Source organism: Dehalogenimonas etheniformans (genome assembly GCF_014672715.2).
Lineage (GTDB): Bacteria > Chloroflexota > Dehalococcoidia > Dehalococcoidales > Dehalococcoidaceae > Dehalogenimonas > Dehalogenimonas etheniformans.
Genome location: NZ_CP058566.2, coordinates 1819308 through 1834380, shown reverse-complemented (window position 1 = coordinate 1834380; position 15073 = coordinate 1819308). Strand labels below are relative to the sequence as shown.

Below are 15073 nucleotides of genomic sequence, written 5' to 3'. Positions count from 1 at the left end.
GAAGGAGAAAACATGTCAAGCATTGTAGAAATCGAGGGAATCGGTCCAAAATTTGCGGAAAAGTTGAAGGCAATTGGAATTAACACAGTCGAGAAATTGTTAACTTCCGGGGCCTCTGCGAAGGGTAGAAAAGAGCTAGCAGAAAAGACCCAAATCAGTGATGCCTTAATTCTGGAATGGGTCAATCGGGCTGACCTGTTTAGGATAAAAGGAGTAGGTGAGGAATTCAGCGATCTACTTGAAGCTGCTGGCGTCGACACGGTTAAAGAATTGGCCCAACGAAAACCTGAAAATCTCTTGGCAAAACTGGTTGAGGTGAACAAAGAGAAACAGTTAGTACGCCGCTTGCCCTATGCTACCTCGGTAGCTGATTGGGTCAAGCAGGCCAAGGAATTGCCGCGTGTCGTGGAGTATTGATTAAATCCGCGTATAGGAGTCAAATAAGAAATGGCCAAGCAGGAAAAAGACCCGCGAGGGAAAGCAAAAGGAAAGTCCTCCGCACCCGGTCAAATTAAGCAAGCCGGAGAGAAGGCTATTGGCAAAGCCAAAGGTAAAGCTAAGAAAGACTCCGAGTAATCATTCCGTCCTAAGGGGTAGCTTATTCGGCTACCCCTTAGGACGGAAGTGTTTTATTCCCCACCCTCAAGCCTCAGCACGTTGGATTACTCTAGGCTATTGGTGCACCTCGAAGTTGTTTCAAGCAATTCGACAAGTATTTTTTTGTAGGAGAAATAAATGGGGATTCTATCTTGGATTTTTGTAGGTCTTGTAGCAGGTGCTTTAGCCAAATTAATCATGCCTGGCAAGGATCCAGGGAATATTATAGTAACTATACTCATCGGTATCGCTGGTGGTTTGATTGGTGGCTTTATCGGAAATTTGTTGGGAATAGGTTCAGTCACTGGATTTAATCTAACCACCCTATTGTTAGCAACGGGCGGAGCATTACTATTATTATTCGGTTGGAGACAATTGAAAAATAAATAGTTTCCTAAGCGAGTGGTGAAGGATTCGTAATTTAAAGGTGTTGGCGAAGAGGTTAGTGACCTACTTGAAGCTGCAGGCGTCGATATGGTTAAAAAACTAGGCCAACGGAAACCTGAAAATCTCTTGGCAAAACTGGTTGACGCGAACAAAGAGAACAATTGATACGCCGTTTACCCCACGCTACCTCGGTAGCTGATTGGGTTAAGCAAGCCAAAGAATTGCCGCGTGTCGTGGAATATTGATCCCAAGAATTGTTAGAAATGCATCTGTAGATACTAACCACAAAAAGAATCAAGACCCCAAGGTGGAAGGAAAAGCCCTTGCGCCAGAAAGATACAACAATCTGGTGAAAAGGAGAACCGGCAAAGCTCAGAGAGAAGACAAGAACTAACTCCTATCGTACAGTCGTCGGTTAGCCGGAGGGCATCCATCAAAGAGATGCCCTCCTTAAATTTTTAAAATTTCGTTCTGTGCGAATGGTACTCCGTAAATTGACGACCCGTGGAAGCCGCTCGACAATATCTAAGTTTATATTGAAGATGGTTAGATTGCCGTCTAAAGCAAAACTGCAGAATATTGTTATTATCATTAATAATAATTAGCACTATATTCCTACTTATGAACAAAAGTAATCATACTAAGGTAGTATTGTCAATCATCCTGACAAAAATGGATAATTTGAGTTACTAAGTATAAAAGAATAAATAGATGAGGCTGTGAACTGCCACCTTTATCTGGTCACTTGGGTGGTGGGGAGCCAATAGTGAAACCGACATTAGAAGGATCATGTCGGTTATTTTATTTTTAGCACAATCTTTTTAAAGGAACTGATATGTGTGGCATCGTTGGTTACATTGGGAACAAATCCGCTCAGTTTGTACTGCTGAGGGCAATGGAACAGCTGGAATACCGGGGTTATGACTCATCGGGTATTGCAGTACTAGATGATGTAATTAACGTTTATAAGGGTGCTTGCCGGGTCGGCAATCTAAGAAATTCATCTCCCAGGTTTGTGGGTACCGTCGGAATCGGGCATACCCGCTGGGCCACCCACGGAGAACCTTCGAAAGTCAACGCTCATCCCCATCTTGATTGCGGCGGCAAAATTGCTCTGGTCCATAACGGCGTCGTTTCAAACTATCGACCATTGAAGGAGAAGCTGATTGCCGAAGGCCACGTATTTCTTTCGGAGACCGATACTGAGGTCATCCCTCATCTGATAGAAAAGCATTACACAGGAAACCTCGAACAGGCATTGGCGGAAACCATTGTCCAGTTAAAGGGCTCCTATGCGATTGTCGCGATCGCTGAAGGCGAACATAAGCTGGTATTTGCCCGCCAGCAGAGCCCCCTGGTCATCGGCATCGGAGAGAGTGAGATCTTAGTTGCGTCTGACATCCCACCTCTTCTAGAACACACTAACAAGGTGATTTACCTTGAAGACGGTGAAATCGGTGTTGCCGACCAAAATAGCTTGAAAATTTTGAAAAATGGCAAAGAGACAACCAGGGCTATCGTTCCAATTGATTGGTCTGCCGATCAGGTTGAGAAGAATGAATTTGAACATTTCATGCTTAAAGAGATATACGAACAACCTAGGATAATCAACCAGGCTCTTGAGGGTTTTTTCCACCGAACTGCTCCGGTAATCGACGCTGAGTTTATGCGATATAAAAAGGGTAAAGGACTTTTGATTTTCGCCTGTGGCACGTCCTACCATGCAGGTTTAATTGGAAAATATGTTATCGAAGAATTGTTGGACATACCTGTTCGGGTGGAGTTGGCATCAGAGGTCAACCACCGTGAACGCACTATTCCTGTCGCCAATGTCATCGCTATCACCCAATCTGGGGAGACCGCTGACGTTTTGACGTCGCTCAGTAGATTAAAACAAGCGGGCTGCGCCACCTTGGCCATCACTAATGTCAAAGGCAGTTCTGTTACTCAATTGGCCGACAAGGTCACCTACACCCATGCTGGCCCAGAATTCGGTGTGGCTGCCACTAAAACCTTCATCGCCCAACTTATGGAACTTTATCGACTTGCTTTGCTGCAACAGGACACGGAAGAGAACTTGCGCGAGCAACTGATAGTCCGGTTGAGCCAACTTCCGGACTTAGTGCAAAGTGTAATTGACAATCAAGATCAGATAAAAGCCTGTTCGCGCTATTTAACGCGGTTCTCAAATGTCTTTTTTATTGGTCGAGGCATCAATTATCCGGTCGCCCTCGAGGGGGCTCTGAAGCTTAAAGAGATCAGTTATATCCATGCCGAGGGTTATGCCGCGGGTGAACTGAAACACGGTCCGTTCTCTCTGCTGCAACAAGATACCCCTGTGGTCGCCATAGTTAATCGGGACGCCTGTTATGATGCAATGGTTACCAATATAAAAGAAATAAAGTCTCGCAAAGCGCCTGTGATTGCTTTGGTACAGGAGACCGATACTGAAATTCCAGGACTGGTCGATTTCACGATCCGAATCCCAGTCACGCATACTCTCCTATCGCCAATAATTAATACCGTTGCTCTGCAATTATTAGCTTATTTCGCGGCCAAATTCCGTGATTGCCCGATTGATTTCCCGAGAAACTTAGCTAAGAGCGTCACGGTCGAATAAACGATGGATCATCTGGTTTCTATTCTTTCTACCCCGAGAACTCGGATAATTTCTATTACGTTGATTGTTCTTCTTTCGGGTGTAATTTCCTTAGTAGGATGCGCATTAGTTCCTTCAGGTTCGACGAACGGAGAAACTAGTTACAGGACTATCAGATATTCCGATCTGCCTACCGAAGCCAAAACTACCCTGCATCTGATTGACATCCGGGGACCCTTCCCCTTCCCGCAAGACGGTTCCGTGTTCAATAATTTCGAAATGCTACTTCCCAAAAAGGGATCAGGCTATTACCATGAGTACACAGTCATTACTCCGGGATCGAGTGACCGAGGACCGCGAAGGATTGTGATCGGCGCCAACGGAGAATCTTATTATACAGACGACCATTATGCTAGTTTCAGGTTGATTGTGAGATGAACGTGATAGACTTTAATGTGTTATTCAGTTCAACAACAAACTCGGGCCTATACTCGGCGGATACCAAATATGGGAAGTCAGAGATTCGACAGGCAACCGAAAAGTATGGTTTCGAAATGACGTCCCTTAGTTTTGATCGAATCAGCACGAAACTGGGTTTTCTAAGGCGGGTTGCCAAAGTATTTCATTTCCCAGTCTACTTCGGACATAACTGGGACGCCCTCAAAGACAGCCTTACTGATCTTTCGTGGAAACCTGCCAAGGGCTACGTCATTCTAATTACTCACTTTCAATCCCTTAAGAACAAAATGCCTGAGGACTTTGAGGTTATTAAGGAAATTTTTCGATCCAGCGCTTCGTATTGGAAGGATCAAGGTAAACCTTTTTTCGTCATCTTATTGGATGGATGAAGTAAAATCTCCAAAAGCGTTATTAGAACAATCTGACGGATTGTATGGTGGTTGTAACTGGAGGGGTGTCCAGTCCTCGTCAGTTCAGCATATCCAACAACTTAAGACAGGAAGCTGAATTTCTGGCTTAAAATATTTTTTGAAAATGGCACCAAAAACGACACGAGACGCTTGACACTCACGAGAACGCCGGTGCTATAATATCACCCGTGAATATCAGAACACCTGTACAAACAACCGTCTCCCGCGATTCTTGAGGCGAACGCACACTGAGGGCAGGATTCGTTTCATTCGTTTTAGCGCCAAGCATCAACGAGTCGTTTCAATCGTTTTTGCATTCTTCACCGGATGGGGATATGGCACGAGGGACGAATCGGCATTTCGTATTTCGATATTCGAAATCCGGATTTGTGGCAGATTGGTTTTCCTTCGTTTTTGGAAACGAATCCCACGATTGAGCTAAAGCTAAAAATGGATGATTCATTTCTCTATAAAACTTTTCAGCAGAAAAAACGAAAACGAATCTTACCGGCACGAAAAAGGGGAGCGGTTCTTGCGAACCGCTCCCCTTAAACTGCACTCCCTTCAGCTTCCCTCTCCCGCGACTGGTAGAGGGATAGGAGGGCGAGGTTAAGCCGGTACGACCACCGGGTTGTTCTTGGCCACAGTCTCGGGCAAGCCGGCCTTGTTGTCGGAGAAGAGCGGCAGATACTTGGCCGCCAGCCGGAAGACGTAGATGGCACCGGCGATAAGACCCAGGGTGAAGATGAACTCCCACACCGTCGGGAAGTAGCTGCCGGTACGGGCGGGTGCATGAGACAGCACCAGGGTATTGATGCGGTTTAGAAGCATGCCGAAGAAGATGAGGGATGATGCCCACAGCAGTCCGGCTCTGGACTCCCTGACCTTCTTCATGGCGATGAGGATGACCGGCAGGATCATGCCCACGCCGACTTCGGCGATGTATAGCCAGCCGAAGCTATCGAACTTGAAGGCCGAGAAGTGGCCCGACTGGGCGGTATCATAGAACCTGAGGCCAAGGTAGAAGACCAATATCCAGGCGGCGATGGACATGACCTTGGACAGCACGTCTATCCTCAAAGTCAGCTTCCAGGACTTGGCGGTGACGATGGTGAAGATAGTCAGCACCGAAAGACCCAGCGACATGGCGGAGATGACGAAGAGATATCCCATGAGCGGCAGGTGCCACAGCGGCTGCTGGTCCGGGGTGATCAGGAACAGGGCGCCCAAAGACGATTGGTGCAGGAAGGACAAGAGGATGCCGAAGGTGACCAGCGGTACCGCCAGGGCATGATGCACCTTTTCAGATCTCTCAAGTCCGAAGCGGGCGAGGATATTGGGTGAAAATTCGAGATACAGGACGGTCAAGTACATCATGACGCACCAGGCCACTTCGAACATGATGGAGCCAGGCTGCCACATCCACAGGGGGTGAACAATGAGCGGGCTGCGGCCGAGGTCGACGGCAATACCAAGAGCGCCGATGGTGTAGCCCAGGGCGGCGATCAGGATGGCCGGCTTGACCAGGGGACGGAAAGCCTCGATCTTGAAGATGTAGACCAGCGCCGCCAGGACGAAGCCGCCGGCCGCCGAGGCGATGTAGATGCCGACGTCAAAGGCGACCCACAGGCCCCATGGCCAGTTGTCGGAGAGGTTGGTGACGGCACCCAGACCCCAGATCATCTTGGCGGTGAGTACGCCGAGTGCCCCCAGCGCTAGCAGGATCTGGACGACGCCCCAGAAGCTAAAGAGAGGTATGTTCTTGTTGTTCAAATCAAGCCTCCAGACTTTTAGTAGATTGCATAAGAGACACTATGCTACCCGGTATTGGCCGATCACATCGCCGTTAGGTCTGACTAGGTGCACGGCGCAAGCCAGGCACGGATCATAGGCGCGGACAATGCGGACGACTTCGAACGGGTTGGCTTCGTCCTTGACCTTGGCGCCGATCAGTGATTGTTCAATGGGACCGGGCTGGTCCTTGTCATCGCGCGGTGAGCAGTCCCAGGTTGACGGTACGACGCACTGGTAGCGTTCGATCTTCTTGTCCTTGATCGTGATCCAATGGCCAAGAGCGCCGCGGGGTGCCTCCCACAAGCCCATGCCTTCTGCCTGATCGGGGATTTCGAAAGGCACATTGAAGGGTTCACCGACCTTGAGTTCGTTCAGCCAACCGTCGGCGGCATCGGCGACCAGCTTGCATTCAAGGGCGCGGGCGGCATGGCGCCCCAGCGTGCTGAAGAGCACGGATGGGGGAGCTTGGAAATGAGCTAGTGTCGAGTCGACCATCGCCTTGACGGTGGCGTCGCCGGAGAGGTAAGCCACCAGCATGCGGGGCATCGGACCTACTTCATAGACGCCGCCCTTATACCGGGGCGCCTTCAGCCAGGAATAGGCGCCGGACTTGTCCGGGCTGTCCTGGGTATCCCCGTTGCCGGGATAAGCCCCGGATACGCTGGAGAACCGGCTGTATTTGACGTCTTCGGTGATCGCCTTCGGATCCATCGCCGCCAACTGCAGCTTGGTGTTCGCCGAACCCTGGGGCTGGAAACGCCTGCGCTTGGTCAGGTCGGCGGTGGAATCAAGATCGAACACGCCGTATGACAGGACGTTGCCGCAGCCCGCACCTTGTGAGAAATGGTCGGCATAGGCCTCAGCCACGGCGATGACGTCGGGGATGTAAACGTTATCGATGAAATCCCGCAGCACAGTCAGTTTCTGGCGGTACAGGGCAATGTTGTCAGCGGTCGGTCCCTGGGTGACGCCGCCGACCACCAGTCCCGGCCCGTGGGGAACGCGCCCAAAATAGATTGAAGTCATCTCGTGCGCCAACCGCCGCATATCGAGGGCGGTGACATAATCGGCGACGGCCTTCTGGTTGATCGCCTTGGACAGGCGGTAATCGCCTTCGTAACGGGGGAAGAAAGGACCGAGCTTTGCGGTGTCGCTGCCGGCCCGTTTAATAAAATCCGCCACTTTGATCAGCCCCGGGTCGTTTCCGGTGTAGCCGGCCGCGGCGGTGACGTCGACATAGTCGAGCGCTGCCAGGTGATAGAAGTGGAGGATGTGGGACTGGATGGTGTTGCCGGCTTGGATAAGGTTGCGGATGATCCGCCCGTTGGCCGGAATCTTATCGTCGACGCCGAAAGCGCTGTCCAGGTTCAGCACCGAAGTCACTCCGTGAGATACAGGGCAAACGCCGCAGATGCGCTGGGTGTAATGCTGGGCATCGGTCGGGTTATGGCCCTTCATGAACATCTCGAAACCGCGGAACAGCGTCCCGGAAGAGTGAGCGTCCTTGACCACGCCGTTTTCGACGACGACGTCAATCTTCAGGTGCCCTTCGATTCGGCTGATGGGATCGATGACTATGTTTCCCATTTATTTATCCTTTTCAATCCTCGATTAATGTTCGGATTTTTTGTCGCCGGAAGCGGAAGCGGCGGCAATCGCTCCACCGACCACGATCGCGGCAGTGGCGCCGACAATGCCGATAGCGGCCTTATCCATAGTTTGGGTCAGGTCGATCGGTTCGTGAATCGGTCCGAGGTGGCCGGGGAATTTCAACTCGGCGCACCCGATGCAAGGCGCTCCGGAACCGATACACCAGTTGGTCTTGTTGTTCCACAGGCGGGCGTTGCAGTCGGCGTGGGTGATCGGCCCTTTGCAACCCAGGAGGTACAGGCAGTCGGGTTCGCCAAAATTCTTGGCGAACTGCTTGGCCGTGAAGCTGCCTCGTCTGGGGCACTGGTCGTGAATGGTTCCACCGTAGAAAGCCGTCGGCCTCAGGTCGCCATCGACCTTGACCGATTCGGGTCCGTTCATGAGGACCTGGGCGAGGGTGCCGACGAACCAATCGGGGTGGGGGGGGCAACCGGGAGTGTTGATAACCGGAGTGGTGATGCCCTTCTGTTTGTAAAACTCATGGACGCCGACCACCTCTCCGATATTGGGCGGTGTCGAAGAAATGCCTCCGGACGAGGCGCAGGTGCCGACAGCGATGGTGGCTATTGCTTTGGGGCCGAGGCGTGCGATGGTCTCGGTCATCGGAATGCCTTTACCGCCTTTCTCGCCCACCTCGCAATAGAAGCCGTCGTCTTTTAACGGAATGCCGCCCTCGACCACCAGGGCAAAAGGCCCGGCGACCTCGGTGTCGGTCAGCGCCTTCATCGCCAGGTCGCCCTGGGCGGCCATTACCGTGTTGTGGAAGCGCAGGCTGACATGCTTTCCGTTAACTACTTCGGACAGGAGGAGGTTCTGAATGGTGATCGGGAAAGTGTTCAATAACGATACGCTGCAGCCGTTGCAGCCGGATCCCTGGAACCAGATGACCGGCACCTCGGTAAGCGCTTGGGCGAACAGTTTGTGAAATTCGGGATGCTTGAACAGCGACATGCCAAGCGCTGCGGTCGATCCGGCGGAGAGTTCGATGAAATGGCGGCGCGTTAATTTGACAGTCACGATTAACCTCGCTTTTCGTTATGGGAGTTGTCTTGGCCGGCGGCTGCCATGCGCCGCGAGCGGAAGGTGTATATCCCGCCCAGTACAAGAGCAAGGGAGGCGATTTCCACTGGGATCTTGCTCAAGAATTCATGGGTGAAATTGGGGTACATCTCGGTCTCGGTCTCGGGGAATCCCAGTTCGCGCATGTCAACCGCGCCGATGTACATTTTGAAAGTGCCGCCGACTTCGGTCTCACCGTAGACGTGATCGAAATAAACATCCGGATTTTCGGCGATACGTTTATGCGCTTCCGCGACAAGGTCAGCCCTGTCGCCGAAACGGATAGCCTGGGTCGGGCAGACATCGGAGCATACTGGGTTCTGCCCGTTTCTTATACGTCGCTCAAGGCAAAAAATGCACTTCTGGATCTTCGGCCAGGCGACATCCCATTCGAACTTGGGGATTTCGAACGGGCAGGCGTTCTGGCAGTAGCGGCAGCCGATGCAACGTCCTTCATCCCAGATCACCGCGCCTTCGGGCGTTTTGTGAAGGGCGCCTACCGGGCAAACTGAAACGCATGCCGGGCTGAAGCAATGCAGGCAGCGTTTGCTGACCCCGATGACCTTGGTTCCGTTAGGCGTCGGGACTTCGTAGCTCTTTACCACCACATAGTGATAAGCATCCAGTTCAGGCTTCTCGCTGCTGCCCTCAAGACGCTTGTTTTTCAGGCCGTAAAAATTGTGGCATTCATTCTCGCACCTCAGGCACAGGATGCACTTTGTGGTGTCGATCAGCATTCCAACGGGCATAGCGGTCTCCTTTGCGTAAAAATGCTTATTAGCGGAAAAAATGAGAATTGCGGTACTTGTTTAAGTAATGAGTTCCAAGGATTAATACCATCGGAAAAATATATCACAGATTTCAATTGGTGTAAATCGTTTGTAGCTATGATTTACGATTGGTTCGGATTAGAAATTGATAACAGGCCAGGTAAACAATGCGAACTAAAAACTGACGAAAGAAGATACGGAGGTGAAGTATTTGTCCATCTATTTATGCCGTTTTGCTACTCTTAGGGAGGCTTCGGCCAGCTTGTTTATGATGGTATCCAGTTGGTCTGATTCAGCCGGAGAGAGTTCAGCAAAAATGAGGCCGACATTGTCTGTTTTCTTTATACCTCTTTCCCAAACATCTTCACCCGCTTTGGTAATCGTTACACGGATCATGTTTCTTCGTTGCATGTCCTTGACCAACTTAATTAACCCTCTAGCTTCGAGCCTTTTTAAATTAACGGAAACCGTGTGCGGCTCTCGACGATAGATACGTGAAATAAATGAAGGAGTAACCGGTCCCTCGGCCATATTTACGATGTTCAAAATACCGAGTTGTTCCGGTTTGATACCCAATTCGGCTAGATCGCGCCTGAAGATATTATATAAAAGGTTCCTCGTTCGCATAAAACGGGCCCAGCGATCGAGTATCGGATCGGAATAACTTGTGACGGTTGTCTGAGGCATTTTTCCTCCATTCTCGCACCATTCTATGAAAATCCAGCGTTTGTGGCAAATTGACAAGGAAAAAATTGAGGTCATTCAAGGAATTGATCGAAAAAAGAGAATTTATGGTATTAAACCTATTTAATGCAAAAGTAAGTAAATCCTAATTAAAAATACGCATGTTGGCGGATGTTCTATGTAGAATAATACGTTATAATAAGACACAAATAGGTAATATGACGTTACGCCGAAAGGGGGAGACTGATAGGAAAATGGCCTTCGGGATAGACCGGATGGCATTGGGGAAGACCAAGAAAAATGATAGGAAAGGAATGAGAATATGTCACAATTTCACAGCTCACTGAGTCGTCGCGATTTTATGAAAGCGCTTGGTTTGACTGCAGTAGGTGCAGCTGCATTAACAGCGCCGACCTTCAAGGATCTGGATGAAGTAATAAGTTCGCCTGAAGGCAAGTTGAACCGTGCGTGGTGGATCAAGGACCGCGAACTGGAAAATCCTACGGTTGAACTGGATTGGAGCCAGATGAAAAGGTCAGACGGCAAGTGGACCGGTCAGGATGCCTCTTGCCAGACTTACTTCATGGGCGCTGATGAACAAAAGAAAAGATCTGCTCAAGCAACGGCGTATACGGCCGAAAAATTGAAGGCAAATGCCCCTGGTATGAACCTTCGTGATACCGCCTTATCAAGTGGAATATACCAGGCCCCCATTAGTTACATGGGCTTGCAGACCTCAAAAACCCCAGCCCAGCTCGGAGTTCCTAAGTGGTCGGGCACGCCGGAAGAAAACGCTAAGATGATGCGCGCGGCTGCTCGATTCTACGGGATGGCTACTGTTGGTTTCGCTGAGATTTCCCAGCAGTACAAGGATAAACTGGTCCGCGAATATGACAAAGCTGCCTCACACAAGAAATACATTTTCGAAGATGTTGCCGTCGGCTATGAAGGCACGGACAAACTCGTTCTGCCTGCTAGTGTTCCCCTATACGATATGGCTTTCCTGCATCCGTTGTCCAAGGAAATGTATCGCACTTGGCCTAGCTCCAATATCGGCGGCGCAGGCAACTCTATCCGGTACAGCCAATGGTCCATAATCCAGCCGCGGTTGCAGCAGTTTGCCCGCACCCTGGGTTATCAAATCTACGGTTATACCACCCCTGTTTGCGGCGCCATTCCGACTATCGCCACCAACACCTTAACGGGTACCGTTGAGGGTGGTCGTAACAACGGTGTCTGCATCTCCCCGGAGTATGGTTCTACCGTTGGCGCCTTCTCTGTGGTTATGGACATTCCGGTAGCACCGACTCCGCCGATCGATGCGGGTATCTGGCGCTTCTGCCAGACCTGCCACAAGTGCTCCGAGGCCTGCCCGACCGGCTCTATTCCTGATGATAAGGAGCCCAGATGGGACATCCCCCAGATCTATGGCAAGGCAGATAATACCCATGTTCCGGGCAAGAAGCAGTTCTGGACCGATGGCGTTTCCTGCTGGAGCTTGAAGGCTACCTTCGGCGGCTGCGGCCAGTGCATGGGCATTTGTACCTTCAATACCGGAGCAGCCGGTATTCACAGCTATGTTAAAGCAACGCTGGCTAGTACCCCCATGTTTAATGACTTCCTGTGGCGTGCCGACAAATGGTGGGGTTATGGCGCACATGAGGACAAGGAAAATTGGTGGAACCTAACTCAACCGAGTCTTGGTTTTGACACTACTGTCGGCGTCACGCATTCTACCTACTAAATGGACCGGTTTATTCTGTAGAATACGGGTGGGGATTTTCCCCACCCGTATTATTAATACCCCGTAGTAATTGGAGGAGAGCCAATGCAACGAAAACTCCAGCACCTCGGTATCAGCCCGCTTATTGCTTTAGTGGGTATAATACTGTTTCTGGGTTTATTTACAGCTTGTGGAGGAACCGACGGAACCCCATCCGGCACCACAAATTCCAGTGGTGTCACCTGGAAATCCGATGGCGTCGTTTCAGAGGGTGAATACACATCGACCAAGATTATCAGTGATACTTTCACTCTTTGGTGGAACACCGATTCGACCTACATCTACATCGCAATGGAGGGAACATCTCCGATCAGTGCTGGGTATGTCGGTCTTGGGTTTCTGCCATCTAATTGGACACCGTCGATGCAGAAGATGAACACCGATGCCATCATCGGTTTCGTCGTGGCGGGTAAAGCTACCGTTGTCGATACCTTTATCACAGGCGTCATCGGCCCTCATCCGAACGATAGCAAAAATGACGTTGAGCAATCTAGCGGCTCGATCAACGGCAATACGACCCTGATCGAGTTCAAGCGCAAACTGAACACCGGCGATAATCGGGATCAGACAATAATTAAAGGGACCAACAAAATCATGTGGGCGGTCGGCTTCGATCCGGAGGAAAACGGTGCTCATGCCGCTCGGGGTTACAGCGAGATTGAAATTCAGTAATATTTTGTAGGTCATCAAATGAGGCAGCAGGGTGTATAATCCTGTCGCCTCATTTGTTTAATATGAACATGAAAGTATTACTTCTTTTTCCGCCGCAGTGGGTACCTTATTACCCACACCTCGCCTTGCCCTCTTTGGCTGCTTTTCTGCGCTCTAACGGGGTCGAGACCGTCCAGAAAGATCTGAACGTAGGATCATACAACCAATTCCTCACTCGCAAATATTTACGTTCCTTGAAATCAGCGTTGGATTCCAAATTCGACGAATTCAATTCCAAACCGCGCTTGTCCGCCAGCCCGGAACAACAGGTTTATAGTGATATCTTCATAGCCAAGTCTTCCTTGTATCATCTCGCCGATAACATAGAAGATGCCGTTAAAGTTTTTCGCGGTCGGCGCTACTATAATGCGGAAACTCTAAATACAGCCCGCAAGACTATTGAAAACGCTCTGACAACGGTCTCTATCGCCCATTACCCGGCTCGCCTTGAGTTGATGTCATTTTCGATGCCGGAATACGACGGTAAGTTTGAGACCATCGAAAAACTTACCTCCAACATTCAGGGAAACCCCTATTTCGAATATTTTGAGAAAAATGTATTGCCGTATGTTCGCGAACAGGCCCCTGGGGTCATCGGTATCTCAATTGCCGGCGAGAGCCAATTAATTCCTGCCCTGACTCTCGCGCGGCTGGTTAAAAAGAATTTTGACTGCCATGTTGTTCTTGGCGGCTACGTTGTGACGTTGCTTGCCGACTCCTTGACCCGTCATCGCAAATTGTTCGAGGAATATTGCGACAGCCTGTTAGTACTTGAAGGCGAGCGCCCCCTGCTTGAACTGGTCCGCAGACTTGAATCTCATCAGAGCCTTGAGTCCGTGCCGAACCTGATTTACTTCGACGACGGAAGTGTCAGAGCGAACCAGGTGTCCCCACCCGAACCAATGGAAGGGCTCCCGGCGCCTGATTTCGACGGGTTGCCTCTTCAAGAATACCTCGCCCCGGATCCGGTGTTGCCTGTTCTGGCTTCACGGGGCTGCTACTGGGGTAGATGTGCCTTTTGTTCGCACAACGTATCATATGAAAACAAGTACCGTCCACACTCGGGCGAGAAAATCGTTGCTGACCTGGAGGCACTCCACCGAAAATATGGAGTCAAGCACTTCGCTTTTTCCGATGAAGCGATCGCCCCGAAGGTCATGCGCGAGGTAACTTCGAGGCTGATCGAGGACAAAACGGATTTTCGCTTCTCTACAAATATCCGGATCGAACCGCAGTTTACCCCGGCACTCTGCGAGACGATGCACATAGCTGGCTTCAGGGTTGTCTATCTGGGGCAGGAGTCCGGGTGCGACCGGGTTCTCGGTTTAATGAAAAAGGGCTTCAACAAAGATACCGCAATCGAAGTCTGCCGCAACCTTGTAAACGCGGGTATCTGGGACCATCTGTACATCTTCCTTGGCTTTCCCGGCGAATCTGAAAACGATGCCCAGGAAACGATAACGTTTCTTTCGGAGAATGCCAGCATCATCCGTTCCTTTAATCTCGGCAGTTTTTCCCTGGGCCGAGGTTCCGAGGTCATGCGGATGCCGGGAGATTACGGGATCAAGATCAGCCAGGCGCGGCTCGATGATTTGGCCATGGTTTATTCCTATGCCCCGTCCAGTGGCATTTCAAGCTCGCGGGCTGCCGAACTGAGCCGGGAGGCATGGGCCATCTTGTCGAAAGAGTATCCGACGAGTAGAGTTCTGGATCTGTTGTCCAAAGAGGATTTGCTCCTCTACCTCTCGCATTTCGAGTCAACGGATCCTGCTCTTACAAAGATCAAGAGATCCCCGACGGTTTCGGCGCCGGGAGTCGAATTAACCCTTGACTCTCAACTTAAAACATCCCCCGGTGTTTTTAGAACCACACTCAATTTTGATCTACCGGACATCATGAAGAACCTGCTTCTGAACTGGGAACGTGACGCGGTGCCTTCGCCGGTTCGCGTTCTTTTCGATCCAGAAAACCGAAAGATCAGGCCGATCGGTCCCAACGTCTCTGAAATGCTTGACCTGTTGGGTAGGGGGCGTACCATCCGGATGATCGCCAGGCAGCTTTCTCAAAGGCACAATATTCCTGAGGCGGCGGTTGAAGCTTTTTGCTTGGACGCCTTAAATCAGTTAAAAAACGAGGGTTATCTAGCCGCTGATAAGGCTATTATCTGAAA

14 protein-coding genes, 1 pseudogene and 1 riboswitch are annotated in these 15073 nt (G+C 50.6%); of the genes and pseudogenes, 10 read left to right on the top strand and 5 right to left on the bottom strand.

Features of this window, described 5'->3' with window-relative positions; genetic code table 11:
- Positions 1 to 12: 12 nt before the first annotated feature.
- The 7 genes and pseudogenes from HX448_RS09175 (at position 13) to HX448_RS09150 (ending at position 4431) form a co-directional block, all read left to right on the top strand.
- Positions 13 to 417, top strand: coding sequence for a DUF4332 domain-containing protein (locus HX448_RS09175; protein ID WP_190259870.1), 405 nt, complete (start codon positions 13 to 15; stop codon positions 415 to 417).
- Positions 418 to 447: 30 nt separating this feature from the next.
- Positions 448 to 576, top strand: a complete 129-nt coding sequence (locus HX448_RS10620) for a hypothetical protein (RefSeq protein WP_264294064.1) — start codon at positions 448 to 450, stop codon at positions 574 to 576.
- Positions 577 to 735: 159 nt separating this feature from the next.
- Positions 736 to 987 (top strand): GlsB/YeaQ/YmgE family stress response membrane protein, encoded by a 252-nt coding sequence (locus tag HX448_RS09170; protein ID WP_190259869.1) that lies wholly within the window; start codon positions 736 to 738, stop codon positions 985 to 987.
- A 45-nt stretch (positions 988 to 1032) separates the two neighbouring features.
- Positions 1033 to 1149, top strand: a pseudogene (locus tag HX448_RS10730) (DUF4332 domain-containing protein); the annotation flags it as partial.
- 538 nt (positions 1150 to 1687) lie between these two features.
- A riboswitch (cyclic di-GMP riboswitch) is annotated at positions 1688 to 1771 on the top strand.
- A gap of 48 nt (positions 1772 to 1819) precedes the next feature.
- Complete coding sequence (gene glmS / locus HX448_RS09160) at positions 1820 to 3604, top strand: glutamine--fructose-6-phosphate transaminase (isomerizing) (protein ID WP_190259868.1); 1785 nt, start codon at positions 1820 to 1822, stop codon at positions 3602 to 3604.
- Positions 3605 to 3607: 3 nt separating this feature from the next.
- On the top strand, positions 3608 to 4021 hold the full coding sequence (locus HX448_RS09155) for a guanyl-specific ribonuclease (RefSeq protein WP_190259867.1): 414 nt from the start codon (positions 3608 to 3610) through the stop codon (positions 4019 to 4021).
- Positions 4018 to 4431 carry a barstar family protein gene (locus HX448_RS09150; RefSeq protein ID WP_190259866.1) on the top strand — a complete coding sequence of 138 codons (414 nt, stop codon included), beginning with the start codon at positions 4018 to 4020 and terminating at the stop codon, positions 4429 to 4431. Before HX448_RS09155 ends, HX448_RS09150 begins: the two co-directional genes overlap by 4 nt.
- 630 nt (positions 4432 to 5061) lie before the next feature.
- On the opposite strand, the gene nrfD is transcribed toward HX448_RS09150, so the two are convergent.
- From nrfD to HX448_RS09125, 5 genes are all read right to left on the bottom strand, one after another.
- Positions 5062 to 6225 carry an NrfD/PsrC family molybdoenzyme membrane anchor subunit gene (gene nrfD, locus HX448_RS09145; protein WP_190259865.1) on the bottom strand — a complete coding sequence of 388 codons (1164 nt, stop codon included), beginning with the start codon at positions 6223 to 6225 and terminating at the stop codon, positions 5062 to 5064.
- Positions 6226 to 6264: 39 nt separating this feature from the next.
- A complete protein-coding gene (locus HX448_RS09140) occupies positions 6265 to 7833 on the bottom strand; it encodes a nickel-dependent hydrogenase large subunit (protein WP_102331596.1) in 1569 nt (522 codons plus the stop codon).
- 24 nt (positions 7834 to 7857) lie between these two features.
- Positions 7858 to 8913 carry a hydrogenase small subunit gene (locus HX448_RS09135; protein WP_102331595.1) on the bottom strand — a complete coding sequence of 352 codons (1056 nt, stop codon included), beginning with the start codon at positions 8911 to 8913 and terminating at the stop codon, positions 7858 to 7860.
- A 2-nt stretch (positions 8914 to 8915) separates the two neighbouring features.
- Complete coding sequence (locus tag HX448_RS09130; protein ID WP_102331594.1) at positions 8916 to 9704, bottom strand: 4Fe-4S dicluster domain-containing protein; 789 nt, start codon at positions 9702 to 9704, stop codon at positions 8916 to 8918.
- Between the two features lie 240 nt (positions 9705 to 9944).
- Entirely contained in the window at positions 9945 to 10412 is a 468-nt protein-coding gene (locus tag HX448_RS09125; RefSeq protein ID WP_162486022.1) for a MarR family winged helix-turn-helix transcriptional regulator, read from the bottom strand.
- A gap of 319 nt (positions 10413 to 10731) precedes the next feature.
- On the opposite strand from HX448_RS09125, the gene HX448_RS09120 reads away from it, so the two are divergent.
- From HX448_RS09120 to HX448_RS09110, 3 genes are all read left to right on the top strand, one after another.
- Complete coding sequence (locus HX448_RS09120; protein WP_102331592.1) at positions 10732 to 12153, top strand: reductive dehalogenase; 1422 nt, start codon at positions 10732 to 10734, stop codon at positions 12151 to 12153.
- 84 nt (positions 12154 to 12237) lie between these two features.
- On the top strand, positions 12238 to 12864 hold the full coding sequence (locus HX448_RS09115; protein ID WP_102331591.1) for a DOMON domain-containing protein: 627 nt from the start codon (positions 12238 to 12240) through the stop codon (positions 12862 to 12864).
- Positions 12865 to 12932: 68 nt separating this feature from the next.
- Positions 12933 to 15071 carry a B12-binding domain-containing radical SAM protein gene (locus HX448_RS09110; RefSeq protein WP_162486021.1) on the top strand — a complete coding sequence of 713 codons (2139 nt, stop codon included), beginning with the start codon at positions 12933 to 12935 and terminating at the stop codon, positions 15069 to 15071.
- The last annotated feature ends 2 nt before the right edge of the window (positions 15072 to 15073 follow it).

Coding starts and splice junctions, on each gene's coding strand:
- HX448_RS09170 (WP_190259869.1), top strand. CDS start 736: ATGGGGATTCTATCTTGGATTTTTGTAGGTCTTGTAGCAGGTGCTTTA.
- HX448_RS09155 (WP_190259867.1), top strand. CDS start 3,608: ATGGATCATCTGGTTTCTATTCTTTCTACCCCGAGAACTCGGATAATT.
- HX448_RS09175 (WP_190259870.1), top strand. CDS start 13: ATGTCAAGCATTGTAGAAATCGAGGGAATCGGTCCAAAATTTGCGGAA.
- HX448_RS09140 (WP_102331596.1), bottom strand. CDS start 7,833: ATGGGAAACATAGTCATCGATCCCATCAGCCGAATCGAAGGGCACCTG.
- HX448_RS09130 (WP_102331594.1), bottom strand. CDS start 9,704: ATGCCCGTTGGAATGCTGATCGACACCACAAAGTGCATCCTGTGCCTG.
- glmS (WP_190259868.1), top strand. CDS start 1,820: ATGTGTGGCATCGTTGGTTACATTGGGAACAAATCCGCTCAGTTTGTA.
- HX448_RS09120 (WP_102331592.1), top strand. CDS start 10,732: ATGTCACAATTTCACAGCTCACTGAGTCGTCGCGATTTTATGAAAGCG.
- HX448_RS09115 (WP_102331591.1), top strand. CDS start 12,238: ATGCAACGAAAACTCCAGCACCTCGGTATCAGCCCGCTTATTGCTTTA.
- HX448_RS09150 (WP_190259866.1), top strand. CDS start 4,018: ATGAACGTGATAGACTTTAATGTGTTATTCAGTTCAACAACAAACTCG.
- HX448_RS10620 (WP_264294064.1), top strand. CDS start 448: ATGGCCAAGCAGGAAAAAGACCCGCGAGGGAAAGCAAAAGGAAAGTCC.
- HX448_RS09110 (WP_162486021.1), top strand. CDS start 12,933: ATGAAAGTATTACTTCTTTTTCCGCCGCAGTGGGTACCTTATTACCCA.
- HX448_RS09125 (WP_162486022.1), bottom strand. CDS start 10,412: ATGCCTCAGACAACCGTCACAAGTTATTCCGATCCGATACTCGATCGC.